Raw genomic sequence first — 24,887 nt, forward strand, 5'->3', positions numbered from 1 at the left:
CAGGGATGATACACTTTGAGCCCACATGCCGAAGGGCTCCGTCCGCGTCATCCGGTGTCTTCCAAACGCCCAATCCAGGCGGCGCGTGCTCCTTGACGCGGGAATGGGCGCGTTCTCGGCGATCACCTGTCTGTCGGATGGCTTGGGACGCCCGCTTTCGGAAGCCGCCGCCGAAACGGGAGCCGGCGAGTTTGTTTCGCTTTCTGAGCTCGCCGGCAGAGCGCTCGACGCCTCCGGAATCCCGCGCGGGAACGCGCTGGCCTCAGAGCGAGAGTCACTGGCTGCCCTCGCGGCGGTCTGTCGCAACCTGCCGGAGGACAGCCCATTCAAGGGTTCGTCCGCGTTCGCCGGGTTCCACCGGCGCCTGGATCGGACCCTTGTCGAACTCAGGCTGTGGAAGATCAGCGTGGAACAGCTTCTGGAACTCGCCAAGGGGGTCCCGCCACACCTGTCTGCCAAGCTGGGCAGCCTCGCCTGGCTCATGGAGAGCCAGGAAGGAGCACTCGAGCATCTTGGGAAGACCTTTGTGGAGAACAGGATCGCAAAGGGCCTGACCTCCTTCTTTGAGCCCTCGGCCTCCATTGGGCCGGTCTTGATTTTTGCGGGCTCGGACGATGCACCGCTCTACGCAGACTGGATGAAGTGGCTCGCACTGCAGGGGGTCGCGGTGACGGTGGTGGTGGACCACCAGGCGTCCTCGGCCCAGCTCTTCGAGGGAGCGCGGCGCCTGGAGTCCCTGTTCGCTGGCCATCCGAAGTCCGTCAACGAAGGCAACCCTCTTTGTCGCAATCTGTTTGCGCCGCAACCGAGCATGGGCGCCGACTTTGAGGTCGAGATCTTCAGCGCAGCCGACCCGCTTGCCGAAGTCGAATGGGCTCTTCGACGGGTGAACGCCGCGCTTGCGGCGGGAACGTCGGCCTCTTCGATCGGTCTCTTTGGGCGGGACCTTTCGGCCTATGGCCCCATGATCGAAGCCGCGGCAGATCGCTTCGGCGTTCCTGTGCGGCTCTCAAAGCGAATCCACCTCAGCCAGTCGGCGCTATGCAGGCTGCTGAGGGACGCCACGCGGCAGACTCTAAAGCTTGGCGCGGACTCACAAAGGGGCCTTGAGACGACGAGCTACTGGCCCTCGGATTCGATAAGCGTTCGCTCGGAACTCGCGGCCTGGGCAGAGCGTGCTCCCACCGCCGCAGGGCTCTCCGAGTGGGTTGGCTGGTGGCGCGGCTGTCTGGACTTCGAGTGGGTGAGGCAGGCCCGGCAAACCCCCTCGATGACCCAGACCCGCGATGATCTCGCCGCTGCGGCTCTGGAAGAGGCGCTGTTGGTGCACGCAATGCTTGAGGGCCAGGGTCTGACCAGCCAGCTCGATGCCCAGCGGTTTCTGAGTCTGCTGAACGCCGCAGTGGACCAGGAAGAATGCGCCCTGCCCGCCCAAGGACAGGGCGTGTTAGCGACCAGCCGCCCCGACGAACTCGGGTCCCTGGATTCCCTGCTGGTGTTGGGGATGCTCGAAGGCGGTTTCCCGCGACGCAGGTCCGAGGACCCGATCCTGAGCGACTTTGATCGGCAAGCCATCAACGCGCTCCGCCCAGGAAAGCCCGAGCTTCCCGATTCCCATCGCGATGCGAGAGGCGAGCGAGACGTCTTGGTGCGGGTCTGCGCCGCCCCAAGCCGCCGCATCGCCTTCAGCTATCCGTTGACCGATGACGACCGCGACAACGTGCCGGCGTTCTATCTGGAGGAGATCACGCGCGCCATGGCTGGGCTGGTCGAGAGGGGAGATCACCCCAGGGCGCAGTTGACGCCCCCCATCGAGAATTGCGCGATCCAGGCGGATCGCGAGCTTTGCACCGCGCTCGACTCGCGTTCGCGGCCCGGGCCGCCGGCTGAGCTTTTCAGCGACCTCGCGAAGGCGGCGGTGGCGCCGTTGCTTGAGGATCCGCTGAGCCCCTCCGAGCTTCGAGACGCCCTACATTGTGGGTTCAAGTCGGCGTTCCGTCGCGGGCTCAAGCTCGATCCCAAGCGGATGGGACTCACCTGGACGATCTTGCTCGCGCTTCCGCAGAGGGTGGGCTTGCCGGCGATCGCAGGCCCTGAAGAAGCCAAAGAGCGCCTGAAACACGCCCTCGAGGCGCAGGTGCTTGAACACGCGCATGAACTCTCTGAGGGCGACCTAAAGCTGCTTCGAATCTGGGGGAGCCGCCTCATCAAGGAGTGGGTCGGCCGGGAATTTGAGGCGCGGGAACTCTGGCAGAAGGACCCCGGGTCGGTCAGGCCCCACGCTGCCTTCGGCGAAGAGGGCCTGCGCGGCGAATTGCCACTGCCTGGAAGATCGCTTCGGCTGAGAGGGGCGGCCACGGCTCAGGCGACGATGGGGCCCTATGCGGTGGTTGAAATCCTAAACGCGCGTCGGTCGATCGCCGAAGCCAAGTCCGCTGAGGACCTGAGCGACGCGGACGCCATGGAGTTGGGCGTGTACTTGATGGCGCTCTGGGGTCAGCGGGCAGCCGTAGCCGCCGAGGTCGAATCGCTATCAGGCGACCGCACGCTCTTTGTGTTGCCACGACGCTTGGAGCAGGAGTTGGCCGGGAAAGCCGCCTCTGGAATGAGGGTGGTGGACCTAGGTGAGCCCCGCTCGTTCCTTGGCAGGGTGAAAGACAACCTGAGCCTGGCTCTGGAGCGGATTGACGCGGGAGCCGTTGCCCCGTCGCCGGGCGACCATTGCAGCCGATGCGACTTTGCTGAGCTTTGCCGCAGCGCGCAAGGAAGCGGAGAAGAGGAGGGGGTGACCTTTGCGTCCGACGTCGAAGCTTAATCTGACCGACGAGCAGAGGGCCGTCGTCGCCTCTCAGGAGGCGGCGCTCGTGGTGAGGGCTGCGGCGGGCTCCGGCAAGACAGCGGTTCTCGCAGAGCGCTACTTGAAGCACGTGGTCGAGGACCGGCTTTCGCCGGATTCGATCCTCACCCTCACCTTTACCAAGAAGGCGGCCGCCGAGATGAAGCAGCGAATCGTGCGAAGGCTTTCGGCGGCGGGGCTGCATGAAGCTGCTCAGGCGTCCGAGACCGGGCCGATTCAGACGATCCACAGCTTCTGCGAGCGGCTGCTGAGAGAGAACGCGATCGAGGCGGGGATCGACCCTGATTTCGAGATTTTGGGGGAGGCCGACGGCGCAAGGGAGTTGCAGAGGGCCATTGAAGTCGCCATCGCCTCGGCGGAGGGGCTCGAGGATCTCGTCGTCCATGCGCTCTCGGGCAAGCGGGAACAGGGGTCGCCCTCGCCCTTTGCCAGGCTGGAGTCCACGCTCAAAGGAGCGCTCCTGAACATGCGCGGGTCGGGCTTGCCTCGGACGGCTTGGGAGGCGCGCCACCGCGAACCCGAGACGCTCCTGGCTATCTGGCGAGATGCGATGCTGGATGGGCTCGCCCCGGCGGTCAGGAGGGCCTTCGAAGAGGCAGACCCGTCGGTTCCGTTTGGCTTGCGGATCGTGCAGGCGCACAAGTCGCTCAAGCACAAGGCGCCAAAGGGCGCGCCGACCCCGGCCAAGATTGAGGATGCCGAGGCTGCCGATCGCGCCTGTGCCGAGATGTCTTGCGGCCTGGCGCAGCTTGCGTGCCGCGCCTGGAAAGCGCTCGAAGCGCGCCTCTCGGAGCTGAGGTCCCTCGATTTCACCTCCTTGGAGGATGCCGCCATCGCGATCCTTGAAGGGTATCCCCACGTTCGCGAAAAGCTTCAGCGGCAGTACCGGGTCGCCCTGATCGACGAGGCGCAGGACTTGAGTCCGGCGCAGCACGGCCTCTTTCGAGCGTTGGGCATCGCCCTGGAGATGCGCGTCGGTGACGCAAGCCAGTCCATCTACGGCTTTCGGCAAGCCGACGTCCGGCTCTTTCAGGAGCACGCGGAGGCGACCGCCGGCTTGACCCTCTCCCGAAACTTTCGCTCGACCGATGGCATCCTGGCCTTTGTCGACTCGGTGTTTGGCAGGCTGTGGCAGGAGGGCCACGTTCGGATGTCGGCCTCCGTGCCGCTCGGCGAGCAGCCTCCTCCATCTGAAGGCGTGGAGATCTGGCGGCAGCGCGTCAAGGACACATCGCGAGTTGCCGAGTGGGTCGAAGACCTGCTTGGCACGGAAGACCCTGGAGACGTGGCCGTGTTGGTTCGCGGCTCCAAATACGCCCAGGACCTCTACGCCCGCTTGGAAGCCAAGGGGGTCCCCGCGCGGATCATCGGCGGCAGCGAGCGATTCTATACGCGGCTGGAAGTCCGGGACCTGGCGAATGCGCTCACGGCCGTCGAGGACCCGACAGATGATTTCGCGCTCCTGGCCACGCTTCGAAGCCCGATCGTGGGCCTGTCGCTTGATTCCATCGTTCTGCTGGCGACCCAGAAACCCGTACATGAAGCGCTGCCGAGCTTTGCGCCCCCGTTTGAGGAGGATTTGGAGCCGCTGGAGAGGTTCCGGAGCTGGTTCGAACCCCTCCGATTGCAGGGCGACCGCCTGGGTGCTTGGGAGGTGCTTTCGGCGATTTTCGCCCAGTCGGACTACCTGCCGAACCTGGCCCTTAGGCTGAACGGACGGCAATCCGTCGCGAACGTCCGCAAGCTCCTCATGCTCGCCGCGGAGCGCCCGGATGTATCGCCTCGGGCCTATGCGAGCATCCTGCGGGAAGTCGCCGAACTGAAGCATCGGGAGGGGGACGCCCCGGCGACCAACGTGGACGACAGCATGGTGAACATCCTCACCGTTCACAAGGCCAAGGGACTGGAGTTTCCGGTGGTTGTGGTCCCGGACACCCACGGCGCCCTATGCCGCAACCGCCAGGAAGTCGAGATCGACAAGCGGCAGGGGCTGCTCACGACGGCGATCGGGTGTCCTGAGGTGTCGATGTTTCACGACTGGATCGCCGAAAAGCGAAAGGACCGCGAGCGCGCCGAGGAACTCAGGCTGCTCTATGTGGCCATGACGCGCTCGGAACGAAGGCTCTGCCTCGTGTCCGACCCCCAGGCGCGGGCCAACTCCGCCGCGCGGCTGCTTGCCGAGACGCTGGGCCTCCCCGACCACCTGCCGGATGGGGTGAAGGTTCGTGACGGCGGGTGAGAATGGTGAGGGGGACGGGCCCGCTTCCCGGAACCTCCACGCCTCACCGAAATAGGCCGCGCCAATGTGTAGAGTTGGGTGGCGCGGGCAACATGGAGCCCCTGCCACCCGTGGTTCATGCCAAGGACGCCGCTCCCTGGGCAGCCGGAGGGGAGTTCCTGCGACCGACGATCCACGACCTACGACCTACGACCTGCCTTACACGGCCTGCGACCTGCCTTACACGGCCTGCGCCCCACGACCTACCTCAATCGTCAATCGCAAATCGTCAACTCCCTTGAGCCTTACTTCCGAAACACGTTGACGGCTTGGAACTTCTCGCCGAGCACCGCCGTGGAGTCGCCTCCGATCCAGTTCTCGAGCGCCGACGCGTAGATTTGTCGGAAGTCGATGGCGTGTTTCAAGTCGCCGTCGTTGAGGTCGCCCAGGTTCGGCAGGGGGCCCTCGAGGCCGCCCTTCACATTCTTGCCGATCATGAACACCGGGGCTGCCGCGCCGTGGTCGGTCCCGCTGCTAGCGTTCTCGTAAGATCGTCGCCCAAACTCAGAGAACACCAGCACGGCCACCTTATCGGCTTTGCCCATCGCCTCGATCTCCTTCTGGAAGGCGGCGACCGCGTTTGAGAACTGCGAAAGCAGGTTGGCGTGGGTGTCGGCCTGGCGAGCGTGGGTGTCGAATCCGCCTGCGCTGAAATACACGACGCGCGTTGCCGGCGACGTCGCGATCAACTGGGCGATCTGCTTGAAGCCGTTTCCAAAAGCATCGTTGGCGTAGGTCTCCTTGGGGGCGAATCCGGCAAGCTTTTTGTTGAGCTCGGCCATCGCATCGAGCGCGGCCTTATTGGCCTGCTGCACCACGCGCAGTGGCGATCCCGCGGGGGCATCCGCGCCTTGAATCTGGCGCAACATGCGCTCGGCGTCCGGGTCGCCCACCATGTTCTGGATGTCCACAAGGCTCGCAAAGCACGGAATGCTCGCGCCCTTTCCGTCGAGAGCCCTGGGCCGTTCGGTCGAAAGCCCCAACGCAACCACCGGGTTCAGTGGCCCGGTCAGCGCCTGCTGGTCGAAGTGTCGGCCGATCCAGCCGTACTTCGGGCAGCTTGGCCCACCGGACTGCCAGATCTCCATGCTCTTAAAGTGCGAGCGGTTCGGCTGCGGGTACCCGACGTTCTGGACGATGCTGACCTTTCCCTGCTTGTAAAGGTCCGCCAGACCGGCGAGCGACGGGTGAAGGCCGACCTGTTCACCGATATCGAGCACCTTGTCGCGCGCGATGCCAAGGGTTGGGCGAAGCTGGTAGTAGACGTCGTCTTTGAACGGGACGACCGTATTCAGGCCGTCGTTACCGCCGGAGAACTGGCACACCACGAGCACCGAGTCCTTCGGCGCGACGCCATTCGCGGCGCCGAAGATGTCGGCATGGGCCACAGAGGAGAGCCACTTGGGGGTGGTCAGGCCCACCGCCATCAAGCCGCTGACACGAAAGAGGTCTCTTCTGGAAAGCAAGTCGCTCATGGTTTCACCCGATGGTAGCTATGGTACAACAGACGCGAACCCCCGTTGGGTGTTCAGTCCCCCAAATGAGAGACGGCGCGAACCCGGCAAGAAGAACGAAGATCGGCTCCGTAGTGGCCGCATTGCTCCTGGCGGCGCTGAGCCTGGGGACGTTCGCGATGCTGCAGGGTATGGGGCCCGAGAGCGCGCTTCGCCGGTTCCACCAACATGCCGCGAACGGCCAGTTCGATCAGGCTTTTGGCTTGACCACAGGGTCTTCGCCGGAGCAAGTGGCCTATGTGGCGGAATCCATCGGACGCTATGCAAGGGCTCGGGTGCAGTTTCAGGTGTCCGAAAAAGTCCCAACGCGCACCGGGATGATCGTTCGGGTGGACTACACCTTTCCAAACGGGCTGATCGTACCGGCCTACTGGGTTCTCGAAAACGTCGGCAAGAGCGCCACTTGGCGGGTCAACGTCGCGCGAACGCTTGAGATGCGCATGCGCTGAGAACAGGAACTCACGGAAGGGCCTTCGGGTTTAATAGTCCGGTATGCGAAGGGCAGGCAAAGCAGACGCGATCACGATAGCGATCACCGTATTGGGCATCGCGGGCGCTTTGGCGCTCGTCGTGCTCCTACTTTTCTCCAAAGAAACGCCTCAGGCCGCGTGTAACCGGTTCTTGGACGCTCTGGCCAGCGGAAATGTCGACACGCTTGTCGAGACCAGCTATTACGAGGGCACGCCGGAGGACCTCCGCCGCTCGTGGAAATACGCCACCGAAGTGGGGCAGCACTACCTGTTCCATTGGGAGACCGTTTCGGTAAAGGAGCACGATGAGAACGCGGCGGCCGTGCTCTCGCAGATCGAGCGAAACTTCGGCCCCTCGTCCTATCCCGAGAAGATCGACATCCCCATGGTCCGGGTGGAGGGCAAGTGGAAGGTCGACGTACGCGGGCTCTATCGCGGCCTTTACCCCGCTCTTCCCGGAAACCCCAATTTTGCCAAGTACCTAGAAACAAAAAAAGAGTCTTGAGCATTCTAAACTATGCCGCCCTCAAAAACGGGGGCGATGAAACGCCGAACAGGGAGTACCCAACCATGAATTTGTACCGGACGATCCTCGCGCTAGTTGTCGCTTGTCTTGCCATGTCGTATTCGATCGGCGCCGCCACGGCGCAGACGATGTCGGTCGACCCGAAACTCGCCAGTGACAAGCTTGCCAAGAAGGCGTTTTATGCTTGCCCGAAGTGCAAGCTGGCCACCATGCAGAACGCCCCGTGCCCAACCTGCAAGGGCAAGCTAACGGCAATCGACGGCATGCCAGGCTATGCCTGCGACCATTGCCACGTAGCCTCGAAGATGGGAGGCAAATGCCCCAAATGCAACAAGCCGATGAAAGTGATGGTCCACACCTATGCTTGTGAGGGATGCAAGACCTCGTCTTCGAAGAAGGGCGCCTGCCCCAAGTGCAAGAAGCCGCTGAAGGAGACGTTCCTGAAGTTCGTCCCGGGCGCGGCTCCCGGCAAGACCAAAGGCTAAGAGCATGCGCAGGGCCCGGTCTGCCTCAGAGCAGACCGGGCCCTTGGCTTTCATGAGGCTCCATGGGAACGGCGAGCCCAAGGCGAAGCAGTTCCGACCGCAGGGCCCCAATGGGTAGCCCGATTACGTTCGAGAGCGGCCCCTCGACTGACTGGATCAGCTTCGCCGCTTCGCCCTGCGCCCCATAGGCGCCGGCCTTGTCGAGAGATTCGCCGGTGGCCACGTAATCGGCGATTTCTTGCTCGCTCAAAGGGCGGAAGGTGACGATCGAGGTCTCAGAGAAGGTGTGCGCGCCTCCGGGCCAGCGCAGAGCCATGCCCGTAACGACGAGGTGCGATCGCCCCGAGAGGTCTTTGAGCATCTGCCGCGCGCCCTCGGGCGAACCAGGCTTGCCGAGAAGCTGCATGGGCTGCTCCCGCTGAAGCCGCTTCATCGCTTGGCCGATATCCGGCAGCGCCACCACCGTGTCCCCTCCAATGACAATGTGGCTGGGCCTCAAAGCGGCCACTGCCGCCGCCTTTTCCTGCGCCAGCACCTGAGCGAGCACCCAGGGATCGGCTGATTCCGGGTCATGCTCGTGGACGTCTGAGACCAGGACTTCAAACTCGGCCAAAAGCTGTCGAAGCAACTCCTGGCGCCTGGGAGAGCCGCTGGCAAGCACGGCCGGAAACCTGGGGGCGAGCACCTGAGCAGAGTACCGTCGGAAACGCCTGAACCCCAGATTGCGTTCGACTAGTCAGGGGTAAATGTCATGAAGCCGTGTGTCGTCCTCAAGCTATCAGTTCTGGTTGCGGTGGGCCTGAACCTCGCAGGCTGCGGGTATGTGGCCTTCTCGCCGGATGGGAAGTCTCTCGCTTTCTCATGGAGAAAGGGCAAGGCGGACGAAATCGCCATGATCGACTTGGAGAGCGGCAAGTTCACTGACTTGCCCAACTCCGGCGAAGCGACTTACCTTCAGTTCGCCTCAAGCGGACAAAGGATCGCCTATCAGTCCCTAGAAGGCGAGTTGATGCTCTATGACCTGAGGGCCGGACGGGTGACCAAGGTTGCTGACTCGGCGGAACTCTTCACGTGGGCTGAAGAGGACAGGCGTCTTGTCGCCTTCGAGAGGAGGCTCGACGAAAACTACGACTGCGTTTGGTTTGATGTGCCAACCCGGCGAGAAAGCGCTCGCTTGAACCTGCCGGAAGGCGTCAAGCCAACTCTGCCCCCCGTAGCGATCGGTTATAACGGCTCGATCGGAATTGTGGGAGACAAGGATGGAAAGGCAGAGGTCTACATTGCCGAGTTTGGCAAGGTATCGAAACTGACAACCACGGGAGATGTGGTTGGCCTTGCGGCATCCCGGGATGGGCGTGAAATCATCTGGGCCCGTAGGAGCCGGAATGCCAAGTACATTTTGCTCTCGCTCTATCGCTATGACATGCAGATGCGAAGCGTGCGCAAGATGGACTTTCCCGAACATGTGTCGGCACTCAATCCCGGCGCAAGGAGCCGAATCAAGGAAGTGGTCGCCGTGGTCTTCTCGCCAGACTGGAACCGGATGATCGTCGCGGCCCGCTTTGAGCCCGCGAAGAAGGGTGCGAGCCTCATCCAAAGACTCTTTTCGGTCTCGATCGACGGCAGACAGGCCAGGGAAATTGCATCGGATCGTGGCGGTAAGGACTACAATATGCCGGCCTTTTCTTGGGATTCACGCAAGATCGCGATGCTGAGCATGGGAGATGAATTCTCGAAGGTGATTCTCTCGGACGCTGACGGCTCCAATCGGCGAGTCTTGCGCTCGCTGAAGAGCGACTGACTTGCCCTCAGCCCCTCCGGGCCGCCTTCGTCTAAAATTGGGTGGAGACCTCGCGCTGACGCGTGGCCCAAGGATCAAACCGTGCGTGTACCTTTTTACGACATCAAAGCTCAGTACGACGAGCTGAAGGCCGAGCTCGACCCCGCCGTGATGGGCGTGCTTTCAAGCGGCGGCTACATCATGGGGCCGAATCACAACGCTTTTGAGGCCGAAGTGGCCGCCATGCACGGCTGCAAGCACGGCATCGCCGTGAACAGCGGCACCGACGCGCTGCGCATCCTGCTCGACGCGGCGGGCATCGGCGCGGGCGATGAGGTCATCACCACGGCGTTCACCTTCGTAGCGACCGCCGAGGTCATCGTCCAAACGGGCGCACGCCCGGTTTTCGTGGACATCGACCCGAACCACTATCAGATCGACCCGGCAAAAGTCGAGGCGGCTATCACCCCACGCACGAAGGCGATCATGCCGATCCACCTCTTTGGACAGCTCGTGGACGTGAAGGCCCTTGAGGCGATCGCGGCAAAGCACGGCCTCAAGGTCATCGAGGACGCTGCGCAGGCCATCGGCGCCCACCACGAAGGAACCTATTGCGGCAACTTCGGCATCGGTGCGGGGTTCAGCTTCTATGTGACCAAGAACCTCGGCGCGATCGGCGACGGTGGCCTGATCCTGACCAATGACGACGCGATCATGGCCGACTGCAAGTCGTATCGCATTCACGGCATGGGCCGCGAGCGCTATTACTATGACCACGTGGGCTACACCAGCCGGCTCTCGGAGATCCAGGCTGCGGCGCTCCGGGTGAAGCTGAAGGCTGTTCCACGCTGGAATGCGCGCCGCGCCGAACTCGCGAAGGTCTACTTCGAGGAGCTTATAGGAACAGGAATCGGCCTACCCCAGACCCTTCCCGGCAACAACAACACCTGGCACCAGTTTTCGATCCGCGCCAAGGACCGCGACGCATTGCAGGCGTTCCTCAAGGAGCAGGGCGTGGACTCGATGATCTACTACCCGGTGCCGCTGCACTTCCACGAGCCCTATCGGCATTTGGCCAGCGGGGAAGGGAGCCTGCCGGTGACGGAGCAGCTGTGCCGCGAAATCCTAAGCCTGCCGATCCACCAGCACCTGAGCGAAGAGCAGGTTCTCTGGGCCGCGCAGAAGGTGAAGGAGTTTGCGGTCTCGGCAGTTCGATAGAGCTCCTGCGGCGAACCGATAAACGACTCGGGCCGGGCGAAATCGCCCGGCCCGATGTTCTTGGAGGTAGCCCTGCAAACTAATAGGACTTCGTCGTGCTGACGCCGACGTCGCCCTGCACCACCCGGCCCTCATAGGAGAAGGGCGGGTCTGTGTTGACGTTCGGCACGAAGTGGACGGCCACCACGTCGCGGTCACCTTCTTCCTCCTGATGCCGATTGCTGATCCCGACGAAGTACCCGCGTCCGCGGAAGTACTTGGTCTCCGTGCCCCTTTGAACGCGCATTACGGCGGGCCCGCCAAGGCGGCCGGTGTTCTCCAGGACCTCCATTCCGTCGATGGCCTCGACCCGGATCCTGATGTGATAGTCTCCGTGGCGAGCCATGAAGTCGAATTTGCCTCTCCGGTTCTCTTCGTGTCGATGGATGATCTTGGTCGCATCGACTGAGAACTCACCGCGACGTCCTTGGCCGTCGAGGGTCTTCCCGCTCCCTTTGACCGTGTGGATCGTCATCACTGAGGCTGCTGCAAACGCAAAAACGCCCACCATCAGGCAGACGGCCAACTTTCGTTGAATCACTACAATCCTCCTGTGCGCGACAACGCGCACGTTTCGTTGGACTGCATTCTCTAAGTGCTTGTTCCCGGGTGGTTCTTGGAGATTCAGAGACTAAGGGACGAAGGGACGCAGGGACGAAGGGACGGAGGGACTTGGGTGAGGGGATGATGGGATGAGGGGATGAGTCGGTGAGGGGGGTGAGTCGGTGAGAGGGTGAAGGGGTGAGGGGATGGAGTGTGGCCTTAGCCCGCTTACTTCACCACAATCTCTGCTCTCGCCACGCGCCCCGCGACCCAGGCCGTGATTGTCGCCTTGCCAGGTTTGATCGCGCGGATCAGCCCGCCCTGGTCGATCCACGCGTCGCCCGAACAGGCCCAGATCACCTCACGGTTGGGCACTCTGCGGCCGTCTTCGAAGAACGCCTTCGCCAGCGCGGGAGAGGCAGAAGTCACGGTTTCGGGGGCCTTGACGTTGATCTCCAGGCCGTCGTCGTTGAACGTCTTTCCGCGCGTGTCGATGCCCCGAAAGAACAGCACGCCGTTGGCCACGGGGCGTTCGGTTCCATCGCTCGGGCGGTTGAGAGTCAGGTTGAAGAGGTTGATGGTGGTGCTTCCTCCGCCATCCAAATTGATCGCGTCGACGCACCCGAGCCGCTTCAAAATGAGCGCGGTCTCCTGCAGCGTGGCGCCGTCGCTCATGGCTTGCCGGCCGTCGATCGCTACGAACCACACATCGCCTTCATCGGTTCTGCCGACTGCGGTGCGCGGGTGCCGCTTTAGCGCGAACGACTCGGCAAAGCCTTGCGCGGCCCAGTCGCTGATGATCTGACCCTTCTTGAGCAGGGTTGGCCCACCCCCCACCGCGTTCTCCACCTCGGCCCAGCCGGACTCGCCCATCTTCATAGATATTTCGACCACCGAGCCGACGCTGAGCGCCTCGACCTCGGCTTTGTGGCTGCCCGTCCCAACGAGCACCGCGGAGTTGGGCGCAACCGCGATGTTTCCCTCAGAAGTGAGTCCTGCGACCCGCGTTCTCACCCGCCCGTTTGCCGAAAAACCGCCATCCAGAACTTGCAGGAGCGCCATCGCGCACGGGTGCTTTGACTTCGCAAAGCCCGCCGCCTCGGTGTTCAGGCACAGCATGTTGATACCAGACTCCTGGTTCAGCCCGTCGATGGCCAGCGGCGATCCGCCCTCCGGCGTGGCCGTCGCTTCGAGGACGGCAGGGCCGAACACCATCGTTCTTCCGTTCCATCCAAAGGCCGATCGCCTGGGATCGGGAAGGCTTGTGACCTCGCCGCTGCGGATCATAAGGCCCAAAGGGTCGCCGGTAAAGGGGAAAAAGTCGCCGTTCAGGCCGCCGATAGCCCCGCTGGAGCGCACCGCCTCCGAGATTGTCGCGCGGCTTTTGGCGATCTCCTGCGCGTACACCTTGCCCTTGCCGAGTTCGGAGCGTGCCTGGACCCAGGCGGTCGTCGGCGAATAGCGGATGGCGTGAATGAGGCGGGGAGTGGAAAGGTCCACCTCCATGCGGTAGGTGAATCCGGGGAAGACCAGCTTTTCCCAGATTTGGGCCGACCCTAGGGCTGCCAAACACGCCCAAGTCGCCACCAACACAACGAGCCTGTCTACCCGCATAGGTTCTCAGTGTAGCGCAGCGCCCCCGCCCCTGCGTCTAATTCGGCCCGAATCCCAAGAGGCAGGCTCAGCATATTCCTGCAGTGCCCGAACGGGAAACCCAGCACCGTCGGAATGGAAAGTCCCGCCAGTCGGTCCACCACAATATTCCGCCATCCCAGCCCCCCGATGGATTCATCCGCCTTTTCGTCGGTGCGAGTCATTTCGCCGATCACAAGACCCTCGGCGCGCTGGAGCAGACCCGCATTGAGGAGATGAGTCAACAGGGCGTCCACCCGGTGCGGCGGCTCGTCGACGTCCTCGATCAGCACGATCTTGCCTTCAACGTCGGGGGGATCGGGGGTGCCGATGGCGTCGCAAATCAGGCACAGACAGCCTCCGGTAACCACTCCTGTTGCCCGGCCCGGCTTGAGGCATTCGCCCTTCGGGGCCCCTTCAGGAATCGAGCAATCGCCCCGCATCACCCGACGAAGCGACTCGAAGACCCAGGGTTCGCGCTCGACGCTGAGCGACAGCGCCATCGGTCCGTGGACGGTGGGGAGCCCGCGCCGGTTTAGGGCGAGGTGGAGCGTCGTGATGTCGCTGAAGCCGACGAACAGCTTGCCTGAAGCCGCCATGCGGTCGAGGTCGAGATGCGGCATCAGTCTGGCACAGCCGTAGCCGCCGCGGGTGCAGAAGACACATGCGACCTCGGGGTCGTCGAACGCCTCCTGTAGGTCCGCGGCTCGGTCCTGGTCCGATCCTGCCAAGTAGGGCAGGCGGTCGAAGGCGTGGGGGCCGTAAGTGACCCGATAGCCCTCGGCAACCAGGAACGCCTCCATATTGGCGACCTTCTCGCGGTCGATCGGCGACGCAGGTGAAACGAACCGGATCTGGTCGCCGGGTTTCAGGGCTCGAGGTCGCATAGCCCCCGAATTCTATCCGACATAGAAGCTCAAACGAGCATGGCCGTGGCTCGAATCCTAGACTGCTGAAAGGGAGCGGCTTGCTCTACGAAAATGCATGGATTCGATATGCTTTTGTGGGTATAAAATGCTTATTACCTGACGTGTGGGCGCAAGAATCCCCTCGCCCAAGTCCCCAGGAAGAGTCTGCGGCGTTCGTCGGCGTGGCTCGTGTCGGATTTATCCGCTCAAGGCAAGCCGGCTGCCTGGCGAACAACCTGGCAGCTCAACATGCGCCGCCCTCCACGGAGCCTTCGCCAGGATTAATGGGAGGCACTGAGATGAAACGGAGCCTGGCCCTCGCGGCCATCGTCGCTCTTGCTGCCATGACCTTTGCGCAGCAAACCAACTACATCAGGGGCATGGCGCCCAACTGGGACCAGCCCTACGACTATCCCGACGGCTACGACGCTTCCGGCCCGGGGCCGGACCCAAATCCCAACGCACCTACCCCGTGGGATGCGTGGTGCACTCCAACTGCGGCCTCGATGATGCTCGGATACCTGGAGGACTACCGGGGCTACAACGGGCTCGCGGACATGTCTGCCGATGCAAACCAGGCCATCGCCAATGGCTATGGCGGGCCGCTCTGGGCAAACATCCAGAACTGGCGTATCTGGCACGACTTCAATGCCGACGGCTCCGCGCTGAGGGGCGCGAGGAACGTCAACGACCTCGGCTGGTACATGGACACCAACAACCTCGGCATGAACTGGGGCAACGGGGTTCATGCCGGGACCTTCTACAAGGACGTCGCGCCCGGACTCAACGCCTATTTCGTGGCGATGGGCGGCGTGGCGGCGACGATGAACGCAACGACCTTCGGTGTCAACCCGATTTTCGGCGGATTCGGCCTCAATCAGCTGCTTGCAATGATCCAGAACCGGATTGACCATGATCGGACTGTCATTGCCCACTTCAGCATGTGGAACATCGTGGGACCGGCGGGACCCGGACAGGGTGCCGTCACGAACAATAAAGAGTCGGACTTCGGCTATAGCGACTACCTTTGGGGACAGACTGCTAACGGCGGACTGCACGGCGAAGACTGGAACGGGCAATCTGGCGAAGAGGGTTTGGGCCATTCGGTGACGGTCGTTGGCTACACCGTTCTGAACGGGGCGGTCACGCACCTTGTTGTCCACGACAACACCCCTCTGACCGTCCGCAATGTTCGCGTTCCTGTCGGCGGCAACTTCCAACAGTTGGTAGGGTTCACGGACGCGGTGCCTGAGCCAAGTGGATTGGCTGCACTTGCAGCTGGTCTTGCCGTGCTCTGTAGGAAGAGGAGAAGAGCTTAAGTCGGCTCAGAAACGTGCGGGGCCCGCCGCGTTGCGGCGGGCCCCGCTTCGCTCTTGAAGCCAGAGGTTACGCGATCGTTACATCGTCGCAGAGGTAGACGTCCTGAATCGTGTTCAGGAGCTGGGCGCCTTCCTTCATCGGCCGCTGGAACGCCTTGCGGCCCGAGATGAGGCCCTGGCCGCCGGCGCGCTTGTTAATGACCGCCGTCTTGATCGCCTCGGCAAAGTCGTTCTCGCCGGAGGCGCCGCCCGAATTGATGAGCCCGGACCGCCCCATGTAGCAATTGGCCACCTGGTAGCGCGTCAGGTCGATCGGGTGGTCGGTGGTGAGTTCGGTGTAAACGCGCTTGTCGATCTTGCCGTAGCTGCTTCCGCCCATGTTCAGCGCGGTGTAACCATGGTTGCATTCGGGCAGCTTTTGCTTGATGATGTCGGCCTGGATCGTCACGCCGAGATGGTTGGCCTGGCCGGTGAGGTCGGCGGAGAGGTGGTAGTCCTTATCGGTCTTGAAGGCGTTGTTGCGGAGATAGCACCAGAGCACCGTGGCCATGCCGAGTTCGTGGGCATGGTTGAACGCCTGTGCGACCTCGACGATCTGCCGGCCCGACTCCTCGCTGCCGAAATAGATGGTTGCGCCCACGGCGACGGCGCCCATATTCCAAGCCTGCTCGATCTCGCCGAACATGATCTGATCGGCCTTGTTCGGGTAGGTGAGAAGCTCGTTGTGGTTGATCTTGACCAGGAACGGGATTCTGTGCGCGTACTTGCGGGCTACCGATCCGAGCACGCCAAAGGTCGAGGCGACGGCATTGCAGCCGCCCTCGATGGCGAGCTTCACGATGTTCTCGGGGTCGAAATAGTCGGGGTTCTTGGCAAAGCTTGCGCCGGCGCTGTGCTCGATGCCCTGATCGACGGGCAGGATGCTCATATAGCCTGTTCCGGCAAGTCGGCCCGAGTTGTAGAGGGCGTTCAGGCTTCGCAGAACCTTGGGATTTCGGTCGGAATTGGCGAACACGCGATCGACGAAATCGGGGCCTGGAAGGTGGATTCGCTCTTTGGAGATCACGGCTTTGTGATCGAGAAGGCTCTTGGCCTCGGCGCCGAGCGCGTCGGCGATGCGGTCGATGGATCGAGATGCTGTTGATGCCATGGTAGAAGTGGTCTCCAAGTTCATTGTGGCGCAAAGGGGCCCACTTCGTCAGGTTGCATACAACTCTGCGGCACGGGGATCACCGCTGCCATATCGTGTTGAGAGATGCAGGACTAAATGCCTCCGCCGCTTCCGGGGTGGAGGCGGTCGCAGCGCAAACCAAAGATCAAAGACTCCGCCCCTTCGGGGCCAGTTGCGAATTGACACCGCAGGGGTCCCATAAAGTAGCCCGGAGTCGCGCCCCGCGCACCCCCGGGTTCGCCGTCAGCCAAATTCACACACCCCAATGGGGCGCCACAATCCGGGCGGGGCCTTTCTCAACAATGCCCGGCGGGATGGAGGTAATCCGTTCTGAATTCTGGGACCGAAAGCCTCCATCCCGATCATAGGGACGGAGGCATCGTACTCCCGATTAGGGCGCGCCCCTATCGACCGAACAGTCTGCCGGGCCGGGAACCTGAGCTCGACGGCCTTGGCCTCGAACTGGTTCCTCCGGAGAGGCTGCCTTTGCGCCCGCGCATCCCCGCGGGACGGAAACTTTGAGCAGGCGCAGGTTTTGAAGACAGTAGCTGCCCTGTCGATCGCTCCGAAAGAGGGAATTCCGATTTGAGCAGTCGCTCAATGTCGCGCACGTCCTGGTGCTGGTCCGGCGTGGCGAGGGTGATCGCCAGTCCGGAAGCGCCCGCCCGGCCAGTTCGCCCAATTCGGTGGACGTAGTCCTCTGCCTTCTGAGGCACATCGTAATTGATCACCACCGCAATGTCCTTCACGTCGATACCGCGCGCGGCGATGTCGGTCGCCACAAGCACCCGATACTTGCCCGCTTTGAAGCCGTCGAGGGCGGCGCGGCGCTGCACCAGGGTCTTGTCGGAATGGAGCTCCGCCGAAGAGTGGCCCATGCGGTGGACGTTACGGGCGACCTTGCGAGCGCCGTGACGTGTACGTGCAAACACCAAAACGCTGCCCTTGTGGTCGTCCAGAAGGTCGCCGAGCACCTGGGCTTTGTCTTCGTGGTGTACGACCACAAGCTGCTGCTCGACGTCTTCGGCGGTTGTTCCGGGGCGGTTCACCTGGACGGTGACGGGTTGGCAAAGATATTGGGAGGCCAGATCAACGATCTCGCGCGGCATGGTGGCCGAGAAGAGCATGGTCTGGCGCTCCGAGGACACCTGGCTCAATATGCGGCGGACCGCCTGAGAGAAGCCCATATCTAGCATACGGTCGGCCTCGTCGAGCACGACGATGGCCGCGGCCCGCAGGTCCATCGTACGCTGCTCCAGGTGGTCGATCAGGCGGCCTGGGGTCGCGATGATCACTTGGGGCCGGCTGCGAAGCTGGCTGATCTGCTTTCCCATGGGAGCGCCGCCGATGAGCAGGGCGGTCCTGAGATTGAGCTGGTTGAGGACTTCTTGGATCTGGAGGGCGAGCTCGCGGGTTGGGGCGAGGACGAGGGCGATTTCGCCTTGGCGAAGGGTCGCGGCGATCGGCAGCCCGAAGGCGAGAGTCTTTCCAGTGCCCGTTTGGGCGATGCCGATCAAATCGTGGCCATCGAGCGCCACCGGTATGGCGTCGCGCTGGATGGGGGTGGGGGTATGAAAGCCGAGCCGGTCGATTTTGGAAAGGAGGCTCGGAGGAAGTGCCAAGGCGTTAAAGCCCTGGGCTTTTTGAGTCTGAATCATGTGGTTGTTTGTGTGGGATTGTGAGAATGGTGAGAGTTGTGAGAAGGTGTCACGCGCAGACGCGGTCGGGAATCATCCGAACGTGTCGAACATGTCCGACACGTCAGACCTATCCAACTGGTCCGAACAAACCCTGAATCTCTTCGATTCTCACGATCCGGGAAGGCTTGGTTTTTGGAAGCGTAGGGGGTCGATTGAAGCTAAATTTGAAATCCCTACCGGCCTGGCGGCCCTTCCAAAATAACTGCCCGTCGGAGCATTCCCGCACGAGCTACTCCTATTATGACGCTTTTGGAAGGATTCTGTTGCATTTGGGCCTAGTGGGGGTGAAAGGCGATAGGCGATAGGCGATTGAGGGACTCTCTCGCGAGGGGCGGCGGGAGTCAAAGGGGGACGTCAAGCACAAGGAGGATGCCGACACGGCATCCTCCTTGTGCTGAGACACTGGCTGATCCGGGCTCAGTCCACAGGGGCGATGACCACGCGGCGGTTGGGCTCTTCGCCCTCACTGTAGGTCTGCACGCCTTTGATGCCCGAGAGAGCCTTGTGGATGATCCGTCGTTCGAAGGCTGGCAGGGGATCCAGAACTGCCTCCTCGCGGCGCTTGTTGACCTCGAACGCGATCTCCTCGGCGTACTTGCTGAGCGCCTGCTCCCGTCGAAGGCGATAGTCGTTTGCGTCGAGAGTAAGGCGCACGCCGTTGCGGGCTTTCTGGCTGCAAATGATGTTCAACAGGTACTGAAGGGCGTTCAGGACCTCGCCGTTCTTGCCGACCAGGTAGCCAAGCTCCTTGCCCTGGCCGTCGAGCACCACGTTCACGTATCGGCCTTGGAACCCCGCGACGTGGGCGTTGACCTGAAAACCACCTGAACCGATGACTTCGAGAACGGTCTCAAGGATGCGGTCGGCATCTTCCTGGGTGGCGACAATCTCGGGCTCTTCTCCAGAGGCTTCCGCTGCAGGAGCCTCGACTGCAGGCTCAGGCGCGGTCTCAGCCTTCTTCTTGCCGCGGCCTTTGGGTTCAGGCTTGGCCGGGGCTTCTTCAACTTTGGCTTCGGGCTCGGCTTTCGCCGCCTTCTTGCCGCCCTTCTTCTCCTTGGCGGGGGCTTCGGCGGCGGGCGCCTCTTCGGATGGGGCTGTTTTGGCGGGCTTCTTGGCCTTGGATTCAGGTGCTTCGACGCTAATTTTGACGCTGCCCTTTCCAAACAGGCCCTTGGTCTGCTCGATAACGGTGACTTTCAGTTTCTTGGCATCGACGCCGAGAGCCTCTGCGGCGGCCTTGGTGGCCTCGTCGACGTTTTTTCCGGTGAATTCATGTGTTGCCAATGGTGTGCTCCTCAACTCAGGGGTTGTGGGTCCTCAAGGGTCCCTCTTTGCCGGCGGAGAAAGGTCAATCAGGGGTCGCCGCCCGGCGCTGGAGAGAGATACCCGATGCGGGCTGGCGATTGCCAGGCGCCTCACCGAGATGAAGAGATGAAGAGATGAAGAGATTAGGCGATGAGGAGCTGTGGGGACCAAGGGCGTGAAGGCTATGTTTGCCCTTCATCCCATCATCACTTCATCCCCTCACTTCTTCTTCTTCGGCTTGTGCTTGACCGGCTTGCCGGTCGAAGACGCTGCGTTTGGCCCGGAGAAGGTGACCGGAGTGTCGGTCGGGAAGACCCCGCCTCCGGGTGCGTTCTTCTTGACCAGCGGCGCCGCGGGCAACCGGTAGATGTGTAGCATCTGCCAGGTCGCGAAGATGTTCAGCGCGACCCAATAGAGGATGAACGCCGAAGGCAGCGGATAGAAGAACATCATGATCGAGAAGATCGCCGACATCGAGACGCTCATGATGCGCTGCTGCTTGGCGTTGTTCGGGTCGCTCACCGGAGTCAGGAACGCCGTGACCACCATCGAGATCGCATAGATCACGATCAGGATGTTGTCCTTCTCACCCAGGTTGGGCGCGATAAACCCGTTCGTCGCCCGAGACAGGCCCTCGTTGATCCAAAGGAACGTGCCCTTTTGGAATTCGAACCGATAATTCTGCATGCACTGGTAGATGACCAGGAAGAACGGGATCTGGATCAGCATTGGCAGGCAGCCCGCCATCGGGTTAACGCCGTACTCCTTATAGAGCTCCATCGTGCGGCGGTTCAGCTCCGCCATATCGGTCACTTGGCCGGTCTTCTTGTCCGTGTAACGCTCCTTCACCTCCTTGATGAGGGGAGAGAGTTGGGACATTTGCCGCCCGAACATGTATTGCTTCTGCGTGAGAGGCCAGACAATTGCGCGTACCAGGAGCGCGAGCAGAACCGCCGCGAACGCATAACTGAAAGCGGGCACGCGTCCCGTTAGGGCCACAAGGCTGTCGATGATGCGGAAGCCCGGCAGCACGCCATTGATGAGGTGGGCTTCAAACTGGACCCGCAACTCGGCCACGAGGTTGTCATAGACGCCCTTGGCCGTCGTTGTGGTGGCCGCATACTTCTCGCCAGGGGTGACCGTCACCGGTGTTTCGGCCCATAGCCTCTCGCCTAGCGTCTTGTCCATGCCGTGGAGCATGTAATACGCCTGCGTCAGGGGCCCGGTGTCGTTCTTTGCGACGCCCGCCTTTAGGAGCGTGTCCCCGAGGATCACCATGCCCTCGATCTTTCGCGTCTTTGCCGTTTCGGCGTCGATCTGCTTCTCTTGGAGCTCTTCGGCGATCTTCGCTTCCAGCTTGCTGTGCTCTTGGGTAACCGCCGCCAGCGCGCTTTCGCGGCTCTTGGCTTCCACGACGTCCTTGTTGTACTGCTGCAGCTTGGCAAGGATTTCTTTCGAGGGGCGTTTCTCCGGAGCTTGTTTATTGCCGAAGAAGAGCTGGAATCCCATGAACAAGACGAGCACGATCAGCATCGTCTGCATGAAGTTGCCTTTGGGTGAGGGTTGGCTCATTGACTTTGACTCTTACGTGATTCACCGCCAAGCGGTTCGATTTTCTGGGGATTAGGGCACGGGATCGTGCCCGCCGGGGTGGAACGGGTGACAGCGCGCGATGCGCTTCATCCCGAGCCAACTGCCTTTCAGCAGACCATACTTCTCGATGGCCTGCAGAGTGTACTCCGAACAGCTTGGGGTGTAGCGGCAGGTTGGGCGTCGCCAGCGCTTGGTCTGCTGGTAGAGCCGGATCAGCCGGATGGCGAGTCGTTTTCCCATCGCTTGTGCAGTTTGCGGAAGGCTTCGGCAAGGTCGTCCTGGAGTTCCTTGAATGGAGCGTCCAGCGCCGCGGCCACGCCAATGATGACGATGTCGAGCCCCTCGCGCGTGGCGCCGCTGAGCCGAACGGCCTCTTTGAGTCTGCGCTTCAGCCGATTTCTTCTTGGGGAGCTTCCCAGCTTTTTGGGGGTCGCGATGCCGAGAAGCCCCGTGCCCTTAAGCCCAGACAAACGGCAAAAGGTCCCCTGAACGCGGAGACCTTCTTGAAAAACCTGTTCGAAACGAGCCTTGGAGAGTCCGGCCATGGACTTGGCGCGGCGGCGCGAACGCCTAGTAGGAGATTCGGGCTCGGCCGCGGGCCCGGCGTCGCTTCAGCACGTTGCGACCGTCCGTGGTCTTCATTCGAATGCGAAAACCGTGGGTCTTCTGCTGGTGCCGGTTATTGGGTTGGAACGTGCGCTTCATTTCAAGGTCCCTGCAAGTTAGAGGCGGGAGTATACCAGATGGGTGCGAAGGGCGATGAGGAGAGAGGTGAAGGGCCCCTCCTCGTTTTGGTTCGCAAGTGAGGAGGGGGTTGGGGGTGGAGAAAGGCCGTCCCACACCGAAGAACGCACCTGACGAGCTCACTTCTTCCGAACGGCAATCGAAATCGGCGCGGCCGACATTGGCTGAAGCGAATTGACACTTGTCGGTTCGGTCTGGGCGATTCCCATCGAGTCCCCCGCCTTGCGCAGCACCACGAGGTTCGAAAGCCGCCTGCTCGTCGAGAGCACAAACGACCCCTGGTAGTAGAGGCAAGTCGAGCTTCCACCGTCCAGATTGATGCCTTCCATCACCCCTTTGGCGCGCATAGCCCGCCCGAATTCGCTCAGCGTGACCTTGCCTTTTGTCGCGATCAGCACTACCCTGCCGTCCGCCGTGAGGCCCAAACCGGTCCGGGCTGCCCGACCCCTCAGGTGCGGATCGTAGAAGCGCTGTGCCTTGGGGTTCGGCTTCACAACACCCCCAGAGACCACCCGGATCGCGCCGCGCAGCCCAAAACGATAGGCCCCCCAATCGAGCACGGACCCAAAACGCGTGTCAAAGATGCGCGGCACGCCGTACCAATCCACACCGAAAGCGCTGCCTATGGCGCCGTGGGCGACCAGCGAGCCGTCCACAACCACGTCGGCGATGGGCCTCTGAGCGCGCGGGCAGAAGAAGGTCCCTGTAATGGCGGCCACCGGCTGCGGCTTAGCGATAAGGTTCTGGATCGAGGTCAGACGGTGCGATTCGACGGTCTCAACAGCATAGGAGTCCGGCGATACGCGGGCCGTCACGGCGTGGTACCAGGCTTTGCCGGACTTATATTTGGCGTACTGGATGGCTGGCGCCGGAGGCGTCGCAACGAGGCTCGACCCGATTCCAAGGACTGCCAATAGGCTCATGTGCGCACCGCATCACAATTACGTTGCTTGTAATCAAGAAAGGGTCCAATACGGCCCGAATAGTGACCAGTAAGGGTGCTGGACGTGGAAAAACCCGGCGAAAGTTCTATGAGGACTCGAAGTGGGCCGCCAGCCCGTCTGCACACCTGGGGAACCAGAGGATAGAATCGGGTCTGCCAACTGAAAGGTCATCGATGAAACGGGGGAACAGGGAATGAGGGTCGGCATCATCGGCGCCGGGGTCGCAGGACTCGCGGCCGGCCGCACGCTCAAGGCCCTCGGGCACGAAGCGGTCCTCTTCGAGGCTATGAGCCATGCCGGAGGCCGGCTGGCAAGCCGGGCAGTGGACGGCTACATCTTCGACACGGGGCCATCCTCGATCGCTCCGCGCGGAACGGCACTGGAACAGGCCATTCGTCACGAGCTGAGCACGTCCGGACTTCATCGGATTCAGCGCCCAATCTTTGTACACACGGGATTGCGCGTGGTTTCAGGAGACCCTGTCAAGAACGCGGTCGAGCGATTTGCGTACGTCGAAGGGAACCAAGTTTTGGCTGACAGGCTCGCGGAGGGGCTCGATCTTCGCCTTTCCGTGGAGGTCCCGGAGCTGGCCAAGAATCACGTAGGCTATGAATGCGCCGGCGAGGACTTCGACGCGCTGATTCTCACGCCACCGGCTCCCATCGCCAAGCCCCTGCTGCTCACGGTTGGGGAGGGCAGGCATCTCGCCAACACGTCCTATCGGCCATGCCTGAGCGTGCTTCTGGGCTTTGAGGAGGATCTGCCCCCGCTGAGCTACCATGCGATCCTGGACCCCGAGCAACGGCACCCGCTCACGTGGCTTTGCATCGAGTCGGAAAAGTGTCCCGGCAGGGCGCCAGAGGGATGTACGGCGATGGTGGCGCAGCTCAGCCCCGAGTTCAGCAAGAGACACTTCGAAACGGAAGATGAAACCGTCGTTTCGGCGACGCTGGATTTCGTCTCGCGGCTATTTGGTCCGGGGTTCGGCTCCTGCGCCGTGTCAGGAGTCGTTCGATGGCGCTACAGCCAGCCGGAGACCACCAGCGTTTTTGAGTCGGCGAATGTCCCGGGAAACAGGGTCGTGGTTGCCGGAGACGGGGTGATGGGCTCACGATTGGAGTTGGCTTACGAATCTGGCGTCAAGGCCGCCCATTGGCTCGTCGGAGGTAGTGAGTGAAGCGCTTTCTGTTGGTCTTGGGGCTGTCTTTGGCCTTGTTCGCAGCATCGCCTCTCGCCTTGGCGCAGGCCAAATACACGATCAAGGTAAACGGGAAGGCGGTCGGGACGGCATCGCTGACCCAGACCCTGCTTCCCGGCGGGGAGAAGGTGGTGCAGTCGCGCGTGGAGATGGCGTCAGGCGCCAACGCCAAGGTCTTCGTCACGGGCAATTCGCGCTATGACAGCCGGGGCAACCCCCTGCGTCAGTTCATCGAGACGATCACCGTCGGGCCAGCTTCTCGGCGACAGGTCACGGCTACCTTCGACGCCACTGGAGCCCACGCTATCGTAGACGAATCGGGGGTTCGCAAGGTGGTGGACGTGCCTTTGGTGGATACGGCCCCTCGAGCGGACCCGACCCAGTTTTGGGCTCTGCGCACCCCTCCGAAAGCGGGGACACGAGTCCAGTTCTATCGTTTCGATGCGGTCTTGCTTAAGTGGAACCTTACCACCGCGATCTATGTGGGCCAAAAAGAAGTGGCCTATGGAAAGGCGAAGATCAAGGTTCATGTCATCAACGATGACCGCGCGGTCACCTGGGTCGATGAAAGGGGCCTACCCGTGCGGATCGAACTGGACGGCTCTTTGCTGGAACGGATAGAGCCCAATTAGGTCGACGCAAAGAATCCGATCCTGGTGAGCG

General features: G+C 62.1%; 23 protein-coding genes. 10 read left to right on the forward strand and 13 right to left on the reverse strand.

The window, feature by feature from the left end; all coding sequences use genetic code 11:
* Positions 1-25: 25 nt before the first annotated feature.
* Positions 26-2,815, forward strand: a complete 2,790-nt coding sequence (locus tag HZC36_11280; GenBank protein ID MBI5707556.1) for a PD-(D/E)XK nuclease family protein — start codon at positions 26-28, stop codon at positions 2,813-2,815.
* The gene (locus HZC36_11285; GenBank protein MBI5707557.1) at positions 2,793-5,096 is read left to right on the forward strand and encodes a UvrD-helicase domain-containing protein; all 2,304 of its coding nucleotides are present in this window, start codon (positions 2,793-2,795) and stop codon (positions 5,094-5,096) included. Before HZC36_11280 ends, HZC36_11285 begins: the two co-directional genes overlap by 23 nt.
* A 284-nt stretch (positions 5,097-5,380) precedes the next feature.
* On the opposite strand, the gene HZC36_11290 is transcribed toward HZC36_11285, so the two are convergent.
* Entirely contained in the window at positions 5,381-6,610 is a 1,230-nt protein-coding gene (locus HZC36_11290) for a DUF1501 domain-containing protein (protein ID MBI5707558.1), read from the reverse strand.
* Positions 6,611-6,675: 65 nt separating this feature from the next.
* Here HZC36_11290 and HZC36_11295 point away from each other — a divergent pair, with 65 nt between their 5' ends.
* Genes HZC36_11295 through HZC36_11305 form a run of 3 tightly spaced genes read left to right on the forward strand, consistent with a single transcriptional unit; the run spans position 6,676 to position 8,130 of the window.
* Entirely contained in the window at positions 6,676-7,098 is a 423-nt protein-coding gene (locus tag HZC36_11295) for a hypothetical protein (protein MBI5707559.1), read from the forward strand.
* A gap of 43 nt (positions 7,099-7,141) precedes the next feature.
* Positions 7,142-7,624, forward strand: a complete 483-nt coding sequence (locus HZC36_11300; protein MBI5707560.1) for a hypothetical protein — start codon at positions 7,142-7,144, stop codon at positions 7,622-7,624.
* Positions 7,621-8,130 (forward strand): zinc-ribbon domain-containing protein, encoded by a 510-nt coding sequence (locus HZC36_11305; protein MBI5707561.1) that lies wholly within the window; start codon positions 7,621-7,623, stop codon positions 8,128-8,130. The genes HZC36_11300 and HZC36_11305 overlap by 4 nt, the downstream gene beginning before the upstream one ends.
* A gap of 25 nt (positions 8,131-8,155) precedes the next feature.
* On the opposite strand, the gene maf is transcribed toward HZC36_11305, so the two are convergent.
* Positions 8,156-8,815: a septum formation protein Maf gene (gene maf / locus HZC36_11310; GenBank protein MBI5707562.1), complete on the reverse strand. Its 660-nt coding sequence runs from the start codon at positions 8,813-8,815 to the stop codon at positions 8,156-8,158.
* 66 nt (positions 8,816-8,881) lie between these two features.
* Between maf and HZC36_11315 the strand changes: the two genes are divergently transcribed.
* Positions 8,882-9,931, forward strand: coding sequence for a PD40 domain-containing protein (locus tag HZC36_11315; GenBank protein ID MBI5707563.1), 1,050 nt, complete (start codon positions 8,882-8,884; stop codon positions 9,929-9,931).
* An 81-nt stretch (positions 9,932-10,012) separates the two neighbouring features.
* Positions 10,013-11,128 carry a DegT/DnrJ/EryC1/StrS family aminotransferase gene (locus HZC36_11320; protein ID MBI5707564.1) on the forward strand — a complete coding sequence of 372 codons (1,116 nt, stop codon included), beginning with the start codon at positions 10,013-10,015 and terminating at the stop codon, positions 11,126-11,128.
* Positions 11,129-11,207: 79 nt separating this feature from the next.
* On the opposite strand, the gene HZC36_11325 is transcribed toward HZC36_11320, so the two are convergent.
* The 3 genes from HZC36_11325 to HZC36_11335 all read right to left on the reverse strand — a co-directional run bounded on the left by HZC36_11325 (position 11,208) and on the right by HZC36_11335 (position 14,229).
* Positions 11,208-11,708, reverse strand: coding sequence for a hypothetical protein (locus HZC36_11325; GenBank protein MBI5707565.1), 501 nt, complete (start codon positions 11,706-11,708; stop codon positions 11,208-11,210).
* A gap of 230 nt (positions 11,709-11,938) precedes the next feature.
* Positions 11,939-13,324: a phosphodiester glycosidase family protein gene (locus HZC36_11330; protein ID MBI5707566.1), complete on the reverse strand. Its 1,386-nt coding sequence runs from the start codon at positions 13,322-13,324 to the stop codon at positions 11,939-11,941.
* A complete protein-coding gene (locus HZC36_11335) occupies positions 13,315-14,229 on the reverse strand; it encodes an LD-carboxypeptidase (protein MBI5707567.1) in 915 nt (304 codons plus the stop codon). Before HZC36_11335 ends, HZC36_11330 begins: the two co-directional genes overlap by 10 nt.
* Positions 14,230-14,549: 320 nt before the next feature.
* On the opposite strand from HZC36_11335, the gene HZC36_11340 reads away from it, so the two are divergent.
* The gene (locus tag HZC36_11340) at positions 14,550-15,569 is read left to right on the forward strand and encodes a PEP-CTERM sorting domain-containing protein (GenBank protein MBI5707568.1); all 1,020 of its coding nucleotides are present in this window, start codon (positions 14,550-14,552) and stop codon (positions 15,567-15,569) included.
* A gap of 67 nt (positions 15,570-15,636) precedes the next feature.
* Here HZC36_11340 and HZC36_11345 read toward each other — a convergent pair whose 3' ends face one another.
* The 8 genes from HZC36_11345 to HZC36_11380 form a co-directional block, all read right to left on the reverse strand.
* On the reverse strand, positions 15,637-16,719 hold the full coding sequence (locus HZC36_11345) for a class I fructose-bisphosphate aldolase (GenBank protein ID MBI5707569.1): 1,083 nt from the start codon (positions 16,717-16,719) through the stop codon (positions 15,637-15,639).
* Between the two features lie 425 nt (positions 16,720-17,144).
* Entirely contained in the window at positions 17,145-18,398 is a 1,254-nt protein-coding gene (locus tag HZC36_11350) for a DEAD/DEAH box helicase (GenBank protein ID MBI5707570.1), read from the reverse strand.
* Positions 18,399-18,857: 459 nt separating this feature from the next.
* Positions 18,858-19,724 (reverse strand): Jag N-terminal domain-containing protein, encoded by an 867-nt coding sequence (locus HZC36_11355; protein ID MBI5707571.1) that lies wholly within the window; start codon positions 19,722-19,724, stop codon positions 18,858-18,860.
* A gap of 240 nt (positions 19,725-19,964) precedes the next feature.
* Positions 19,965-21,317, reverse strand: a complete 1,353-nt coding sequence (locus HZC36_11360; GenBank protein ID MBI5707572.1) for a membrane protein insertase YidC — start codon at positions 21,315-21,317, stop codon at positions 19,965-19,967.
* 51 nt (positions 21,318-21,368) lie between these two features.
* A complete protein-coding gene (gene yidD, locus HZC36_11365) occupies positions 21,369-21,578 on the reverse strand; it encodes a membrane protein insertion efficiency factor YidD (GenBank protein MBI5707573.1) in 210 nt (69 codons plus the stop codon).
* Positions 21,551-21,883 carry a ribonuclease P protein component gene (gene rnpA / locus HZC36_11370; GenBank protein ID MBI5707574.1) on the reverse strand — a complete coding sequence of 111 codons (333 nt, stop codon included), beginning with the start codon at positions 21,881-21,883 and terminating at the stop codon, positions 21,551-21,553. Before rnpA ends, yidD begins: the two co-directional genes overlap by 28 nt.
* Before the next feature lie 25 nt (positions 21,884-21,908).
* Positions 21,909-22,043 (reverse strand): 50S ribosomal protein L34, encoded by a 135-nt coding sequence (gene rpmH / locus HZC36_11375; GenBank protein ID MBI5707575.1) that lies wholly within the window; start codon positions 22,041-22,043, stop codon positions 21,909-21,911.
* A gap of 158 nt (positions 22,044-22,201) precedes the next feature.
* Positions 22,202-23,005 (reverse strand): phosphodiester glycosidase family protein, encoded by an 804-nt coding sequence (locus HZC36_11380; GenBank protein ID MBI5707576.1) that lies wholly within the window; start codon positions 23,003-23,005, stop codon positions 22,202-22,204.
* A 214-nt stretch (positions 23,006-23,219) separates the two neighbouring features.
* On the opposite strand from HZC36_11380, the gene HZC36_11385 reads away from it, so the two are divergent.
* Positions 23,220-24,203: an FAD-dependent oxidoreductase gene (locus HZC36_11385; GenBank protein ID MBI5707577.1), complete on the forward strand. Its 984-nt coding sequence runs from the start codon at positions 23,220-23,222 to the stop codon at positions 24,201-24,203.
* Positions 24,200-24,856 (forward strand): hypothetical protein, encoded by a 657-nt coding sequence (locus HZC36_11390; protein MBI5707578.1) that lies wholly within the window; start codon positions 24,200-24,202, stop codon positions 24,854-24,856. Before HZC36_11385 ends, HZC36_11390 begins: the two co-directional genes overlap by 4 nt.
* Positions 24,857-24,887: the final 31 nt, after the last annotated feature.

The sequence above is a fragment of the Armatimonadota bacterium genome, assembly GCA_016223145.1.
Lineage (GTDB): Bacteria > Armatimonadota > Fimbriimonadia > Fimbriimonadales > Fimbriimonadaceae > Nitrosymbiomonas.